This window comes from Streptomyces sp. NPDC057543, assembly GCF_042801895.1.
Classification (GTDB): domain Bacteria; phylum Actinomycetota; class Actinomycetes; order Streptomycetales; family Streptomycetaceae; genus Streptomyces.
Window position 1 is genome coordinate 20,426 of record NZ_JBHVFF010000059.1, and the last position, 13,661, is coordinate 34,086.

Sequence of the window (13,661 nt, forward strand, 5' to 3'; positions counted from 1 at the left end):
CCAGGCGAGGGGAGCTAGTTCCCTTGTACCCGCGGCCGCGGGACAGGGCCTGTCCCGCGCTTTCGGCCCGGCGCCGGGCTCTGGGCCGAACGGGTCAGGGCCTGTCCGGCCGTGCGGGGCCGGACAGGCCCTGAGGGGCCGTGCCTGTGTCGATCCGTTGTCGATCCGTGCCGGACGGCTCAGCGCTGGGCGGGGAGACCGGCGAGTGCGAGGGCCTCGGGGTCCGGCTTGATCTCGCTGGTGCAGTGGCCACAGCGGGAGGCGATGGCCGGAATCTCGGTGTAGCAGCGGGGGCAGTCGCGCAGGGCGGCCTTGATGTCGACCTTCTCGTCCACCCTGGAGAAACGGTTCTGGACCTTCGTCATGGGGACGACGACGCCGAAGTAGAGCACCGCCGCGGTGATCAGGAAGGCGATGGCGGCGGCCAGGAACTTCCCGTACGGGAAGATGGCGCCGTCGACCGAGAACTCCGCCGAGCTGAAGTCGCCGACGGAGCCGGTGGCAAGGCCGATCAGCGGGGTGATGAAGGCGGTGCTGAATCCGGTGACGACTGCCGTGAACGCCGCTCCGACGGCCAGCCCGATGGCCATGGAGATGACGTTTCCGCGCAGGATGAAGTCCTTGAACCCGTTCAGCACTGCTCTTGCTCCTCTGGGACCTGGGTGCGTGTGTGGGGATGTGCGGCCATGACCTTGCCCTGTGGGGACCGTTCCGGGCAAACCGATCTTTGGTACATCAGAAGAGATTGACGGCGGCGAACCTGAGCACCGTCTGCGGAGCACCGGAGAGGACGACGCCGGCGACGGCGGTGAGAGCGATCGCGAGGGTGACGGGCATCGGAGCGCGGTGCCCGGCGGGAGCGGGTGCGGCCGCGCCCACGGGTGCGGCCTCCTCCGCCGGGGCCGTGGCCGTGACCTCTTCGGGGGCGCGGAAGAGCGCCGCGGTCCACTGAAGGTAGTAGAAGAGCGCGATCACGACGTTGACCGCCATGACGACCGCGAGCCAGCCGAGTCCCGCGTCGACGGCTGCGGAGAACACCGTGACCTTGGCGAAGAGGCCGACGATGCCGGGCGGCAGGCCGGCCAGACAGAGCAGGAAGAAGGCCATCGCAAGGGCGGCGAGGGGGCGGGCGGCGTACAGGCCGCGGTAGTCGGAGATCCGGTTCCCGGGGTTCGTACGGGCGACGAGGGCGGCGACCGCGAAGGCGCCGAGGTTCACGACGGCGTACATGAGGGCGTACGCGACCGTCGAGCCGATGTGCTCGTCGCTGGAGTACGCGGCGGCGGCGATCGGCACCAGGAGGTAGCCGGCCTGGGCGACGGACGACCAGGCGAGCAGCCGTACGGCGCTGCGGACGCGGCCGGCGCCCTGGCGCAGGGCGGCGACGTTGCCGATCGTCATGGTGAGCGCGGCGAGGACGGCGAGGGCCGGGCCCCAGACGTCCGCGTACGCCGGGAACGCGATCACGGTGACGAGGATGAGGCCGGAGAAGCCGACCGCTTTGCCGACGACGGAGAGGTAGGCGGCGACCGGCAGGGGGGCGCCCACGTAGGTGTCGGGCACCCAGAAGTGGAAGGGCGCGGCAGCCGTCTTGAACGCGAAGCCGACCAGGGTGAGGACGACGCCCGCCTGGGCGAGGGTGTCGAGCTGTCCCGGTACGTCGTCGAGCCGGGCTGCGATCTCCGTGAGGTGCAGGGTGCCGGTGGCCGCGTACACGAAGCTGACGCCGAGCAGCATGACGGCGGTGGCGACGACGGAGGAGAGGAAGAATTTCAGCGCGGCTTCGGAGGACCGCCGGTCGCCGCGCTTGATGCCGACGAGGGCGAAGGCGGGCAGCGAGGCGACTTCGAGGGCGACGACGAGGGTGGCAAGGTCGCGGGCGGCGGGCAGGAGCGCGGCGCCCGACGCGGAGGACAGCAGCAGGAACCAGAACTCGCCCGCGGGGAGTCTGCGGATGTCGCCGAGGGAGAGCAGGGCGGTCAGCAGGGCGCCGCCGAGTACGAGTGCCTGGATGACGAGGGCGAAGTGATCGGCGGTGTAGCTGCAGGCGCTGGGGGCACCGGTGCCGGTGGTTGCCGCGGTGAGACAGAAGGTGGAGTGGTCGCCGTCGCGCAGGGGGACGAGGAGGGCGAGTGCGGCGACGAGTCCGGCCATGGTGACCCAGCCCAGGATCTGCTTGCGCTCCGTGGGGAGGAAGAGGTCGGCGACCAGGACGATCAGAGCGACCGCCGCGACGACGACCGGAGGCGCGATCGCAAGCCAGTCGACGGACTGGACGAGGCTGGTGGTGCTGTCGGCCGCTGTGGTGACGACGCCCGGGGTGACGACGGCTGTGGTCACGACTTGCCTCCTGCGAGGAGCTTCTGCACGGCCGGGTCGGTGAGGCCGAGGAGGACGGCGGGCCACAGGCCGGCGAGGACGGTGAGGGCGACGAGCGGGGTCCAGGCGGCGAATTCGTACGTCTGGACGTCGGCGAGCTGCTGCGGCTCCGCCCGCTTCTCACCCATGCAGACGCGGCGTACAACGATCAGCATGTACGCGGCGGTGAGCAGGGTGCCGAATGCGGCGATCGACATGTAGGTGAGGAAGGCGGGGCGGCTGAGTCCGTCTGCGGGATCGAAGGAGCCGAACAGGGCGAGCATCTCGCCCCAGAATCCGGCGAGCCCGGGCAGGCCGAGGGAGGCGACGGCGGCGAAGGCGAGGAGGCCGCCGAGGCGGGGTGCCCGGCCGTAGAGCGCGGCTCCGGTGGCGCCGGAGAGGGTATCGAGGTCGGCGGTGCCGTACCGGTCCTTGACCGCGCCGACCAGGAAGAACAGCAGGCCGGTGATGAGGCCGTGGGCGATGTTGGCGAAGAGCGCGCCGTTGACTCCGGTGGGGGTCATGCTCGCGATGCCGAGGAGCACGAAGCCCATGTGTCCGACGGAGGAGTACGCGATCAGGCGCTTGAGGTCACCCTTGGAGCCGGGGCGGGCCAGCGCCAGGCAGGCGAGCGATCCGTAGACGATGCCGACGACCGCGAAGGCGGCGAGGTAGGGCGCGAAGGTGTGCATCCCGTTGGGGGTGATGGGCAGCAGGATCCGGACGAACCCATACGTACCCATCTTCAGCAGGACGCCCGCGAGCAGGACCGAACCGACGGTCGGGGCGGCGGTGTGGGCGTCCGGGAGCCAGCTGTGCAGTGGCCACATCGGGGTCTTCACGGCGAGTCCGATGCCGATCGCCAGAACCGCGATGACCTGCACGGACGAGGTGAGCCCACGACCGTTGTCAGTGGCGAGTGCCACCATGTCGAAGGTGCCGCTCTTCAGTCCGATGAGGAGCAGGCCCAGCAGCATGATCACCGAGCCGAGCAGTGTGTAGAGGATGAACTTCCAGGCGGCGGCCTGCTTCTGCGCACCGCCCCAGCGGGCGATGAGGAAGTACATCGGGATGAGCACCATCTCGAACGCCAGGAAGAACAGCAGCAGATCGAGGACGGCGAAGGTCGCGAGGGTGCCGGACTCCAGGACGAGGACGAGTGCGACGAAGGCCTTCGGGGAGGGGCCTTCAGGCATTTTGAAGTAGCTGTACAGCGCGCAGAGGAAGGTCAGCAGCGCGGTCAGTACGAGAAGGGGGAGCGAGATGCCGTCGATGCCGAGATGGATGCGGACGTCGAGCGCCGGGATCCAGCTGATGTCGGTGGTGGCCTGCATCTTCGACGGGTGGTCGTGGTCGAAGCCGACGGCCAGCACGATCGCGGCGATGAGGACCGCTCCGGTGACGGTCACGCCGTGGCGGAGCACGGCGTGGTCGGGGCTGGTTCCCTTCAGCCCGGGCGGGGCCGGCAGGAGAGCGGCCACGGCGCCGATGAGCGGGACGACGACGATGAACGCGAGAAGGAACTGCATCACGGATTCACTGATATCGATCACGGCTCACGACCCGGCGTTGACGTTGGCAAAGACGACGGCGGCGATCGCCAGGACCAGTGAACCGGCGAGCAGCGTGCTGAGATAGGTCTGCACGTTGCCGGTCTGGGCGCGGCGGACGGCGGTGCCGAGCCAGCGTGCGCCAGTGCCGGAGCCGCGTACGTAAGTGTCGACGACCTCGCGGTCCAGGAACCGGACGAGGCTCGCCGCGGCCTGGACGGGGCGGACGAACAGGGTCGTGTACAGGGCGTCGAGGTGGAAGCCCGCGGCGGCGTGGCGGTGGAGCGGGCCGAGCAGCAGGCGGCCGGGGTCTGCCGGGTCGGGGGCATCCCCGTAGGCGCCGTAGGCGGCGGTGTGCGCCGAGAGGGCCTGGGCCTCGACGAGGGCGGGTTCGGCGTCGGGATGGGCGACGACCGTGCCCACGGGGGTGCGGGCGGCGAGCGCCGAGGTGTGGCGCCAGGCACCGTAGGTGACGAGGCCGCCGACAAGTCCGACGCCCGTGGAGAGGACGGCAGTGGTCAGGGACGGGGTGAGGCTGTGGCCGTCGAACCAGTCGGTGATCACGCCGACGGTGAGTCCGAAGGCGATGGTGGGGACGGCGAGGACCCAGAGGACGGTGGTCATCGCGACGGGCTGCCTGCCGTGGTCGGGGGCCTCGGCGCCGCGGCCCCGGAAGGCGAGAAGCCACAGACGGGTGGCGTACGCGGCGGTGAGGACGGCGGCGAGCAGTCCGGCGACGAGGACGGTCCAGCCTGCGGCGGCCGGGGCGACGTGCCGCTCCCCGAGTGCGGTGTGCTCGGCGGCGACGAGGACGGCTTCCTTGGAGAAGAAGCCGGCGAACGGCGGGATGGCGGCGAGCGCGAGGAGGGCGACGGTCATCGTCCAGTAGGCGTCCGGGATGCGCTTCGTCAGGCCGCCCATCCGGGACATGGCGGCCAGTGAATTGGTCCCGGCGGCGTGGATGACGACGCCCGCCGCGAGGAAGAGGACGGCCTTGAACGCACCGTGGGAGAGGAGGTGGAAGACGGCGGCACCGCGGTCGCCGACGGCCAGGGCGCCGGACATGTAGCCGAGCTGGCCGATCGTCGAGTAGGCGAGGACGCGTTTGATGTCGTCCTGGGCGAGGGCGGCGAGTCCCGAGCCGATCATCGTGACCGCGGCCATCACGGCGAGGACGACGAGGGCCGCGCCGGACTGGGCGAAGACGGGCAGGAGCCGGGCCACGAAGTAGATGCCGGCGGCGACCATCGTCGCGGCGTGGATCAGCGCGGAGACAGGGGTGGGGCCGGCCATCGCGTCGGGCAGCCAGGTGTGCAGGGGGAACTGCGCGGACTTGCCCGCCACACCCGCGAGGAGCAGCAGGGCGACGAGGGTGGGGTGGTCCAGTCCACCGTTCGCGACGGCGGCCAGGATGCGGGTGATGCGGAACGAGCCGGTGTCGGCGGCGAGTGCGAACAGACCGATCAGGAAGGGGACGTCACCGAGCTTGGTGACCAGGAAGGCCTTGAGCGAGGCGGCGCGGGCTTCGGGCGTCTCCCAGTAGTGGCCGACGAGGAAGTACGAGCAGATGCCCATGATCTCCCAGCCGACCAGGAGCACCATCAGGTCGCCGGAGTAGACGACGAGCAGCATCGCGGAGGTGAAGAGGGAGACGAGGGCCGCGTACGAGGGGTAGCGGGGGTCGTCGCGCAGATACGCGGTCGAGTAGATCTGCACACAGGTCGCGACGAGCCCGACCAGGACGGCGACGAGGACCGCGAAGCCGTCGAGGTGCAGGGCGAGGTCGACGGGGACCGAGCCGGTGGGGGTGAGGCGGGTCGCCGCGTCGATGGCCCGGCCGCCGCCCTGGCGCGAGGCGACGACGACGGCGAGCACGAAGGCGGTGAGGGTGGGCAGTACGGCGAGGGGGCGTACGTAACCGGGGGCGCGGCGTCCGAGCAGCAGACCGGCCGCGGCGCCCAGGAACGGAAGGAGGGGGACGAGGACGGCGAGGGTCGTGGTGGTCACGTGGTGGCCTCTGCCTTCTTTGCCTTCCCTGCCGGAGCAGTGGCCTGGTCTTCGGTGTCGTCGGCCTCGTCGCCGGGGAGGGTTTCGGCGGCGTCGGTCTCGGCGGTGTCGCGCAGGCGGTCGACGTCGGCGCTGCCGCGGTTGCGGTAGACGGCGAGGACGATGGCGAGGCCGATGCCGGTCTCCGCCGCCGCGATGGCGATGGTGAAGAGGGTGAGGGCCTGGCCGGCGTGCAGGGCGTCACGGAGCCAGACGTCGAAGGCGACCAGGTTGAGGTTGACGGCGTTGAGCATCAGCTCGACGGACATCAGGACCAGGATCGCGTTGCGGCGGGCGAGCACTCCGTACAGCCCGGTGCAGAAGAGGAGGACGGCGAGCACGGCGGGATAGGCGAGGTGCATCAGCTCTGCTCCTTACCGCGCTTGCGGGACAGGACGATCGCGCCGACGAGCGCGGCGAGCAGCAGGACGGAGAGCGCCTCGAACGGCAGCACCCAGTGCCGGAAGAGAAAGGCACCGGTCACCTCGGTGGAGCCCTGGGCGGGTCCGTCCAGGTCGATCCAGGTGGCGCGGAAGGCGTCGACGACGACCCAGACGAGCGTGCCGGCGGTGGCGACCGCCACACCGAGGGCCGCCCAGCGGTTGCCCGAGTCGGCGTCCGGGGAGCGGCCGATGGGGGCCTTGGTGAGCATCAGCCCGAAGAGCAGGAGGACGACCACGGAACCGACGTAGATCAGCACCTGCACCCAGGCGATGAACTCCGCGGTGAGCAGGAGGTACTCGACGGCGAGTCCACCGAGCGCCACGACCAGCCAGAGGGCGGCATGCACCAGCTGCTTGGTCGTGACGGTGACGAGGGCCGCGCCGACGGTGGCGATGCCGACGAGGACGAAGGCGATCTCGATGCCGGTCGGGGAGAGGAAGCCGGAGTGGGCGGAGTCGGCCGCGAGGGCGGAGTGCGCTGCGGCGGCTGCGAGTGTCACTCCTCCCCCTCTTCCTTCTGGTCCTGTTGGGTCGCTCGGGCCTGCTGGGCTTCCTGCGTCTGCTGCGCTTCCTGCGCCTCCTTGGCGCGCTGGGCCGCGAGTTTCTCCGCCGTCTTGCGGGCGGCGGCGATCTCCTTCGGCTCCTCGGCACCGGCGTCGAGCGCGGGCGGTTCCGGCACCGTCCACATCCATTCGCGGAGCTTGTCCCGCTCATGGGTGAGTTCGAGGATGTCCGTCTCCGCGTACTCGAACTCCGGCGACCAGAACAGTGCGTCGAAGGGACACACCTCGATGCAGATACCGCAGTACATGCAGAGCGAGAAGTCGATCGCGAAGCGGTCGAGGACGTTGCGGCTGCGTTCGCGTCCGCCCGGGGTGGCGGCGGGCACCGTCTCCTTGTGGGAGTCGATGTAGATGCACCAGTCCGGGCACTCACGGGCGCAGAGCATGCAGACCGTGCAGTTCTCCTCGAACAGTGCGATGACGCCGCGGGAGCGGGGCGGGAGCTCGGGCTGGACGTCCGGGTACTGAGCGGTGACCGTCTTCCTCGTCATGGTCCGCAGGGTGACGGCCAGGCCCTTGGCCAGACCGGAGCCGGGGATGCGGGGTCGGGAGGGCGGGAGCGGCGCAGCCATCAGTTGATCGCCACCTTCACGATGCCGGTGAGCGCGATCTGCGCGAGAGCGAGCGGGATGAGCGTGGTCCAGGCGAGCTTCTGCAGCTGGTCCTCGCGGAGCCGGGGATAGCTCACGCGCAGCCAGATGACGACGAAGGCGAGGACCGCGATCTTGAGGAGCGTCCAGACCCAGCCGAGTCCGTCGGCGCCGAACGGGCCGTGCCAGCCGCCGAGGAAGAGGACGGCGGTCAGGGCGGACAGCACGACGATGCCCGCGTACTCGGCGAGCAGGAACAGCGCGAAGCGGAGGCCGGTGTACTCGGTGTACGCGCCGAAGATGATCTCCGAGTCGGCGACCGGCATGTCGAACGGCGGGCGCTGCAGTTCGGCGAGTCCGGCCACGAAGAAGACCAGGGCGCCGACGATCTGCCAGGGCAGCCACCACCACTCGAAGGCGTCGAGGATGCCCGGGAGGGAGACGGTGCCGGCCGCCATCGCGACGGAGGCGGCGGCGAGCAGCATCGGCAGTTCGTACGCGAGCAGCTGGGCGGCGGTACGGAGGCCCCCGAGGAGGGAGAACTTGTTGGCGGAGGCCCAGCCCGCCATCAGCGAGCCGAGCACGCCGACGCCCATCACGGCGAGCACGAAGAAGATGCCCGCGTCGACGACCTGGCCGACCGCGCTCTCGCCGGGGCCGATCGGGATGGCGACGAGCACGAGGAGGTACGGGAGCAGCGCGACGGCCGGTGCGAGCTGGAAGATGCGGCGGTCGGCCTCGGCCGGGACGATGTCTTCCTTCTGCGCGAACTTCACGCCGTCGGCGACGAGCTGGGCCCAGCCGTGGAAGCCACCCGCGTACATGGGTCCGAGGCGGCCCTGCATATGGGCCATCACCTTGTGCTCGGTCTGTCCCACGACGAGAGGGAGGACCATGAACACGGCGAAGACGATGACGAGCCGGAGGGCGACGTCGAGTACGTCGTTCACGCGGTATCGCCTCCGGCGGGGCGGTCGGGGGTTTCGGTTTCGGGCTGCTCGGGTTCGGCAGGGGGCGGGGTCGCGGGCCGGCTCGGGGTGTCCGGGTTGTCCTCCGTCGTGCCCTGCGGCTGCGACGTCCCCGGGTCCGAGGACGGTTCGGGGGTGGTGTCGAAGGCCGGGCGGGCGTGGTGCCAGGGCGCGTCGGAGCTTCCCGGGGCCGGCCCTGCCGACCCGGCCCCGGCGCCCGTTGCCGACTTCGTTGCTCCCGTTGCCGGCCCCGTTGCCTCGCGCTGCTGGCTCGCCGAGCCCTGGGAGGCGCTGCGGGTGCGGCGCGGGGGCGCGGCGGAAGTGGTCTCGGCTCCGGCCGCCGGTGCGACTGCCTCCTGCCGCTGACCGGCCGAGCCCTCGCTCGCGCTGCGGGTGCGGCGTACCGGACGGTCGCCCGCCGCGCGTGCGGCGCGGGCCGGGCGGGACGGGGCAGGCGGGAGCTGGCCCTTCAGGGGGCCCCATTCGTTCGGGTCGGGGACGCCGGGCGGCAGCATCGTGCGCCGCTTCGGGCCGCCGTGCTCCGACTCGCCCGGCTCCTTCGCACCTGGCCAGGCCTTCGCGACGCGTGCCGCCAGCACGAAGTCCTTGCGCAGCGGATGACCTTCGAAGCCTTCGGGCAGCAGCAGCGGCACCAGATGCGGGTGGCCCTCGAAGCCGATGCCGAACATCTCGTGTGTCTCGCGCTCGTGCCAGGCGGCGCCCGCATAGACGTCGATGGCGGTGGGAAGGACGGCCGCCTCGTGCGGAACGGTCGTACGGATCAGAAGACGGCGGACCCTGCCCTCGGCCAGGGCCGCGACGTGGGCGCAGACCCGGAAGCCGGTGCCCGGTTCGTCGACCGCGCTCAGCCAGTCGAAATAGGTGCAGCCGAGCCGGTCGCGGGCCGTTTCGAGAGCGGTGGTCCAGGAGGCGGCCGGTACGTCGACGGTCAGCAGGTCGTACGCGTACGCGGCCGTCGCTTCCTCGCCGAAGAACTCGGCGGCGGCGTCCGGCAGGCGGTCGTAGCCGTCGGCGGCGGCGTCAGGGGTGCTGGTCATCGCGATCCTCCCCCGGTGTCGGCGGGGCGGCGACCAGGCCGCTGCGCAGTGCGGTCGTGGAGGGACGGCTGCCGCCACCCGTCGCGTACCGCTCGCCCAGCGACTCGCGGGCGATCTTCTCCTGGAGCTTGAGGATGCCCTGGAGGAGCGCCTCGGGCCGGGGCGGGCAACCGGGTACGTAGACATCGACCGGGATGATCTGGTCGACGCCCTTCGTCACGGAGTACGAGTCCCAGTAGGGGCCACCGCAGTTGGAGCAGGCGCCGAACGAGATGACGTACTTGGGCTCGGGCATCTGCTCGTACAGCCGCTTCACGGCCGGGGCCATCTTGTCCGTCACCGTGCCGGAGACGATCATGAGGTCGGCCTGGCGCGGGCCCGGGGCGAACGGGATCACGCCGAGCCGGATGAAGTCGTGCCGGGCCATGGACGCGGCGATGAATTCGATGGCGCAGCAGGCGAGCCCGAAGTTGAAGACCCAGAGGCTGTAGCGGCGGCCCCAGTTCAGGACCACCTTCATCGGCTCCGGGGCCAGGCGCGACAGGACGCCGAGTCGCTTGGGCTCCGGCAGGAACGTCGGAACGGCCTGCGGTTCGGAGCCCGTCTCGGGGTCCGGTCCCGGCTGCGTCGCGGGCCGGTGCTCGGGGGGCGGCGTGCTCGTCACGTCCATTCGAGGACGCCCTTCTTCCATGCGTAGAGCAGTCCTACGGCCAGGAAACCGAGGAAGATGAACATCTCCACCAGGGTCGTCGCCCCGTATCCCGGTGCGGCGAATACGGTCGCCCACGGAAACAGGAAGATCGAGTCGACGGCGAAGATCACGTACAGGAAGGCATAGACGTAATAACGGACCTGGGTATGTGCCCATCCTTCACCCACCGGGTCCACGCCGCACTCGTACGTCAGGAGCTTCTCCGGCGTAGGAACCACGGGCCGCAGCAGCCGGCCCGCCCCGAAGGCGACGGCGACGAACAGCACGCCGATCACAGCGAGCAGTCCGACCACGGAATAGCCGTGGAAGTAGTCCGACGCGAGAACGGTCGATTCCGGCAGGTCCGCCACGTCCGCCCCTCGCTCCCTCAAACCCGTTCGACGATCTGTACGCAGGGGAGTCTAGGCCCTGCCAAAGAGCCCTGTTAAAGAGAGGGTAAGCAGCCGCGTCGACCTACGGGTGGGGTTATCCCTACTCCACCCCACCCACGAGCCCCATGGCGTCCGCAGACCCCGCCCGGCAGGCTGGGGCGTATGACCATGAGCCCCCTGGTGCCCGACAACGACCGTCCGCCGCCCGCCCGCTTCGCCCTCGACCGGTGGACATGGAAGGAGATCGGCTACCTCCTGGCCAACCTCCCCATGGCCGTGGCCGGGTTTGTTTACACGATGTTCATGATCGGCGTCGGCGTGGGGCTCGCGGTCACGGTGGTCGGTCTGCCCCTGCTCGCCGCCGGACTGCACGGGGCGCGGCTGATCGGCAGGGCCGAGCGGGGCCGGGCGCGGGCGATGCTCGGGCTGCGGATCGACGAGCCCAGTCCGATGGTGCTGTCCCGCCGGGCACAGGGCTTCTTCCCCTGGCTGTGGTCGAGCCTCACGGACCCGGTGGGCTGGCGGGCGGTGCTGTACTCCTTCATCCGGCTGCCCTGGGGCGTGCTCACCTTCACCGTGACGTTGGTGAGCCTCTTCGTGCTCTGGCCGGTGCTCCCCTATATCGCGCGGCTCCTCGCCCATGCCGACCGGGCGATGGCGCGCGGACTGCTCTCCCCCTCCGACGAGCTGGAGCGCAGGATCGCCGAGCTGGAGTCGGACCGCGGGGTGGTCGTCGACACGGCCGCCGCCGACCTGCGCCGCATCGAACGCGACCTGCACGACGGCGCACAGGCCCGCCTCGTCGCCCTCGCCATGGACCTGGGCCTGGCGAAGGAGAAGCTCAACCACGACCCCGAGGCCGCGGCCCGCATGGTCGACGAGGCCCACGGCGAGGTCAAGGTCGCCCTCCAGGAACTCCGCGACCTCGCCCGCGGCATCCACCCCGCCGTCCTCACCGACCGCGGACTCGACGCCGCACTCTCCGCCATCGCCTCCCGCTGCACCGTCCCCGTCACGGTGGGGGTGGATCTGCAGGCGCGTCCGGCGGAGGCGATCGAGGGAATCGCGTACTTCACGGTCTCGGAGCTGTTGCAGAACGTGAGCAAGCACAGCGGGGCTCGTTCGGCGGCCGTGGAGGTGTGGCGGTCGGCGGACCGGATGCTGATCCAGGTCACCGACGACGGGCGGGGCGGGGCCCGGATGGACGGCGGTACGGGCATGGCCGGGCTGGCCGAACGGCTGGGCGCCGTCGACGGGCTGTTCGTCCTCGACTCGCCGGCCGGCGGCCCCACGACCGTCACCGCGGAACTGCCCTGGCGAAACCGGGACGAGGGCAAGGATCGGGACAAGGGCCGGGACCTTGACAAGGGACGGGACAAGGGCCGGGTCAGGTAGGGCCGGGCCAGTAGGGCGGGAAGCCAAGCACCCCCGTCCCCTCGCGGGGTGGGGAAAACCCCCGGTCGAAGAGGGATACCGCCCTCATGGTGCGCGGACCCGCGACCCAGCACCCTTGATGTACCAGCGGAGAAACCGGCTCCCCGAGACGAAACGGACAGCATCCATGGCCACGGCATACGGACCGGACACTCGGGACCACCAGCGGTCCGGAGCCGGTTTCGGGGACCATCCCCCGGTGAAGCACTTCTTCCCCGCCGCGCTCCGCGCGCCCTTCGAGGGCCGGACCTGGCGTGCATTCGGCTATCTGCTGCTGAGCCTGCCGATCAGCGTGGTCCTGTTCAGCCTCTCGATCACCCTGACATCCCTGGGCGCCGGCATGCTGATCACCTTCCTCGGCGTCCCGATCCTGGCCGGCACGCTCGCCATGTGCCGCGGTTTCGGCGCGCTGGAGCGGGCCCGGGCACGCGGGCTGCTGGGGCTGGACGTGGCCGCACCGGCGCCGGTGCGCGGCAGGACCGGCAGTCTGATGTCCTGGGTGGGCGCGGTCCTGAAGAGCGGGGTGTCCTGGCGGCATCTGCTCTACGCGCTGCTGCACCTCCCGTGGGCAATCTTCGCCTTCACGGTTTCACTGACGTTCTGGTCGTGCGGGTGGGTCACCCTCACCTACCCGCTGTGGCACTGGGTCTTCCCGTCGTACGTGGGGGTCGACGGCATCCAGCTGTACGGCGACAGCGCCCATCAGGTGATCTACCTCGACTCCTCCTTCGAGCTGGCCGCTACCAGCGTGTGCGGTCTGGTGCTCGTCCTCGTCACTCCGTGGATCATCCGCGGCCTGGCGAGCGTGGACCGGGTCATGGTGGCCGGGCTGCTCGGGCCGTCCCAGCTGGCGACGCGCGTCTCGGAACTGGAGTCGGACCGCGGGGTGGTCGTCGACACGGCCGCCGCCGACCTGCGCCGCATCGAACGCGACCTGCACGACGGCGCACAGGCCCGCCTCGTCGCCCTCGCCATGGACCTGGGCCTGGCGAAGGAGAAGCTCAACCACGACCCCGAGGCCGCGGCCCGCATGGTCGACGAGGCCCACGGCGAGGTCAAGGTCGCCCTCCAGGAACTCCGCGACCTCGCCCGCGGCATCCACCCCGCCGTCCTCACCGACCGCGGACTCGACGCCGCACTCTCCGCCATCGCCTCCCGCTGCACCGTCCCCGTCACGGTCGAGGTGGACCTGGTGTCCCGGCCCGCCCAGGCCATCGAGGGGATCGCCTACTTCACGGTCTCGGAGCTGTTGCAGAACGTGAGCAAGCACGCACGGGCGACCCGTGCTTCGGTCGATGTGTGGCGCACCGCGAACCGGCTGATGCTCCAGGTCACCGACAACGGCCGCGGCGGCGCCGAGGTGTCGTCGGGCAGCGGGCTGGCCGGGCTGACCGAGCGGCTGGACGCGGTGGACGGCGTCCTCGTCGTGGATTCCCCGCAGGGCGGTCCGACGCGGATCACGGCCGAGCTGCCGTGGCGCGGCTGAGCGCATCCGTCCGGTGCCGTGACCGGAACCCCCAGGTCCACGGCCCCTTCGGATCTCCTCGTCCCCGGCCGCCGTACCGGCT

Annotated in this window: 13 protein-coding genes; 2 read left to right on the forward strand and 11 right to left on the reverse strand. The window is 70.8% G+C overall.

The window, feature by feature from the left end:
* Positions 1 to 179: 179 nt before the first annotated feature.
* From ACFU8Q_RS13115 to ACFU8Q_RS13165, 11 genes are all read right to left on the reverse strand, one after another.
* The gene (locus ACFU8Q_RS13115; RefSeq protein ID WP_384452014.1) at positions 180 to 638 is read right to left on the reverse strand and encodes an MscL family protein; all 459 of its coding nucleotides are present in this window, start codon (positions 636 to 638) and stop codon (positions 180 to 182) included.
* A 97-nt stretch (positions 639 to 735) separates the two neighbouring features.
* Positions 736 to 2,340, reverse strand: a complete 1,605-nt coding sequence (locus tag ACFU8Q_RS13120) for an NADH-quinone oxidoreductase subunit N (protein ID WP_384452017.1) — start codon at positions 2,338 to 2,340, stop codon at positions 736 to 738.
* A complete protein-coding gene (locus ACFU8Q_RS13125; RefSeq protein WP_384452046.1) occupies positions 2,337 to 3,887 on the reverse strand; it encodes a NuoM family protein in 1,551 nt (516 codons plus the stop codon). The genes ACFU8Q_RS13120 and ACFU8Q_RS13125 overlap by 4 nt, the downstream gene beginning before the upstream one ends.
* Positions 3,888 to 3,914: 27 nt before the next feature.
* Positions 3,915 to 5,915, reverse strand: a complete 2,001-nt coding sequence (locus ACFU8Q_RS13130) for an NADH-quinone oxidoreductase subunit L (protein ID WP_384452020.1) — start codon at positions 5,913 to 5,915, stop codon at positions 3,915 to 3,917.
* Positions 5,912 to 6,316, reverse strand: coding sequence for an NADH-quinone oxidoreductase subunit NuoK (nuoK, locus tag ACFU8Q_RS13135; RefSeq protein ID WP_384452023.1), 405 nt, complete (start codon positions 6,314 to 6,316; stop codon positions 5,912 to 5,914). The genes ACFU8Q_RS13130 and nuoK overlap by 4 nt, the downstream gene beginning before the upstream one ends.
* Positions 6,316 to 6,897, reverse strand: a complete 582-nt coding sequence (locus ACFU8Q_RS13140) for an NADH-quinone oxidoreductase subunit J (RefSeq protein ID WP_384452026.1) — start codon at positions 6,895 to 6,897, stop codon at positions 6,316 to 6,318. The genes nuoK and ACFU8Q_RS13140 overlap by 1 nt, the downstream gene beginning before the upstream one ends.
* Complete coding sequence (locus ACFU8Q_RS13145; protein ID WP_384452029.1) at positions 6,894 to 7,532, reverse strand: NuoI/complex I 23 kDa subunit family protein; 639 nt, start codon at positions 7,530 to 7,532, stop codon at positions 6,894 to 6,896. The genes ACFU8Q_RS13140 and ACFU8Q_RS13145 overlap by 4 nt, the downstream gene beginning before the upstream one ends.
* Complete coding sequence (locus ACFU8Q_RS13150) at positions 7,532 to 8,500, reverse strand: NADH-quinone oxidoreductase subunit H (RefSeq protein WP_384452031.1); 969 nt, start codon at positions 8,498 to 8,500, stop codon at positions 7,532 to 7,534. The genes ACFU8Q_RS13145 and ACFU8Q_RS13150 overlap by 1 nt, the downstream gene beginning before the upstream one ends.
* Positions 8,497 to 9,576: an NADH-quinone oxidoreductase subunit C gene (locus tag ACFU8Q_RS13155; protein WP_384452033.1), complete on the reverse strand. Its 1,080-nt coding sequence runs from the start codon at positions 9,574 to 9,576 to the stop codon at positions 8,497 to 8,499. The genes ACFU8Q_RS13150 and ACFU8Q_RS13155 overlap by 4 nt, the downstream gene beginning before the upstream one ends.
* Positions 9,560 to 10,246, reverse strand: a complete 687-nt coding sequence (locus ACFU8Q_RS13160) for an NADH-quinone oxidoreductase subunit B (RefSeq protein ID WP_384452035.1) — start codon at positions 10,244 to 10,246, stop codon at positions 9,560 to 9,562. Before ACFU8Q_RS13160 ends, ACFU8Q_RS13155 begins: the two co-directional genes overlap by 17 nt.
* Positions 10,237 to 10,638 (reverse strand): NADH-quinone oxidoreductase subunit A, encoded by a 402-nt coding sequence (locus ACFU8Q_RS13165; protein ID WP_189544080.1) that lies wholly within the window; start codon positions 10,636 to 10,638, stop codon positions 10,237 to 10,239. Before ACFU8Q_RS13165 ends, ACFU8Q_RS13160 begins: the two co-directional genes overlap by 10 nt.
* Before the next feature lie 183 nt (positions 10,639 to 10,821).
* On the opposite strand from ACFU8Q_RS13165, the gene ACFU8Q_RS13170 reads away from it, so the two are divergent.
* Both ACFU8Q_RS13170 and ACFU8Q_RS13175 read left to right on the forward strand, forming a co-directional pair.
* Positions 10,822 to 12,054, forward strand: coding sequence for a sensor histidine kinase (locus tag ACFU8Q_RS13170; protein ID WP_384452038.1), 1,233 nt, complete (start codon positions 10,822 to 10,824; stop codon positions 12,052 to 12,054).
* Between the two features lie 166 nt (positions 12,055 to 12,220).
* Positions 12,221 to 13,579 carry a sensor histidine kinase gene (locus ACFU8Q_RS13175; RefSeq protein ID WP_384452041.1) on the forward strand — a complete coding sequence of 453 codons (1,359 nt, stop codon included), beginning with the start codon at positions 12,221 to 12,223 and terminating at the stop codon, positions 13,577 to 13,579.
* Positions 13,580 to 13,661 lie beyond the last annotated feature (82 nt).

Excerpts from the sequence above, each read along its gene's own strand:
- ACFU8Q_RS13125 (WP_384452046.1), bottom strand. The coding sequence starts at position 3,887 with ATGCAGTTCCTTCTCGCGTTCATCGTCGTCGTCCCGCTCATCGGCGCC.
- nuoK (WP_384452023.1), bottom strand. The coding sequence starts at position 6,316 with ATGCACCTCGCCTATCCCGCCGTGCTCGCCGTCCTCCTCTTCTGCACC.
- ACFU8Q_RS13145 (WP_384452029.1), bottom strand. The coding sequence starts at position 7,532 with ATGGCTGCGCCGCTCCCGCCCTCCCGACCCCGCATCCCCGGCTCCGGT.
- ACFU8Q_RS13155 (WP_384452033.1), bottom strand. The coding sequence starts at position 9,576 with ATGACCAGCACCCCTGACGCCGCCGCCGACGGCTACGACCGCCTGCCG.
- ACFU8Q_RS13160 (WP_384452035.1), bottom strand. The coding sequence starts at position 10,246 with ATGGACGTGACGAGCACGCCGCCCCCCGAGCACCGGCCCGCGACGCAG.
- ACFU8Q_RS13170 (WP_384452038.1), top strand. The coding sequence starts at position 10,822 with ATGACCATGAGCCCCCTGGTGCCCGACAACGACCGTCCGCCGCCCGCC.
- ACFU8Q_RS13175 (WP_384452041.1), top strand. The coding sequence starts at position 12,221 with ATGGCCACGGCATACGGACCGGACACTCGGGACCACCAGCGGTCCGGA.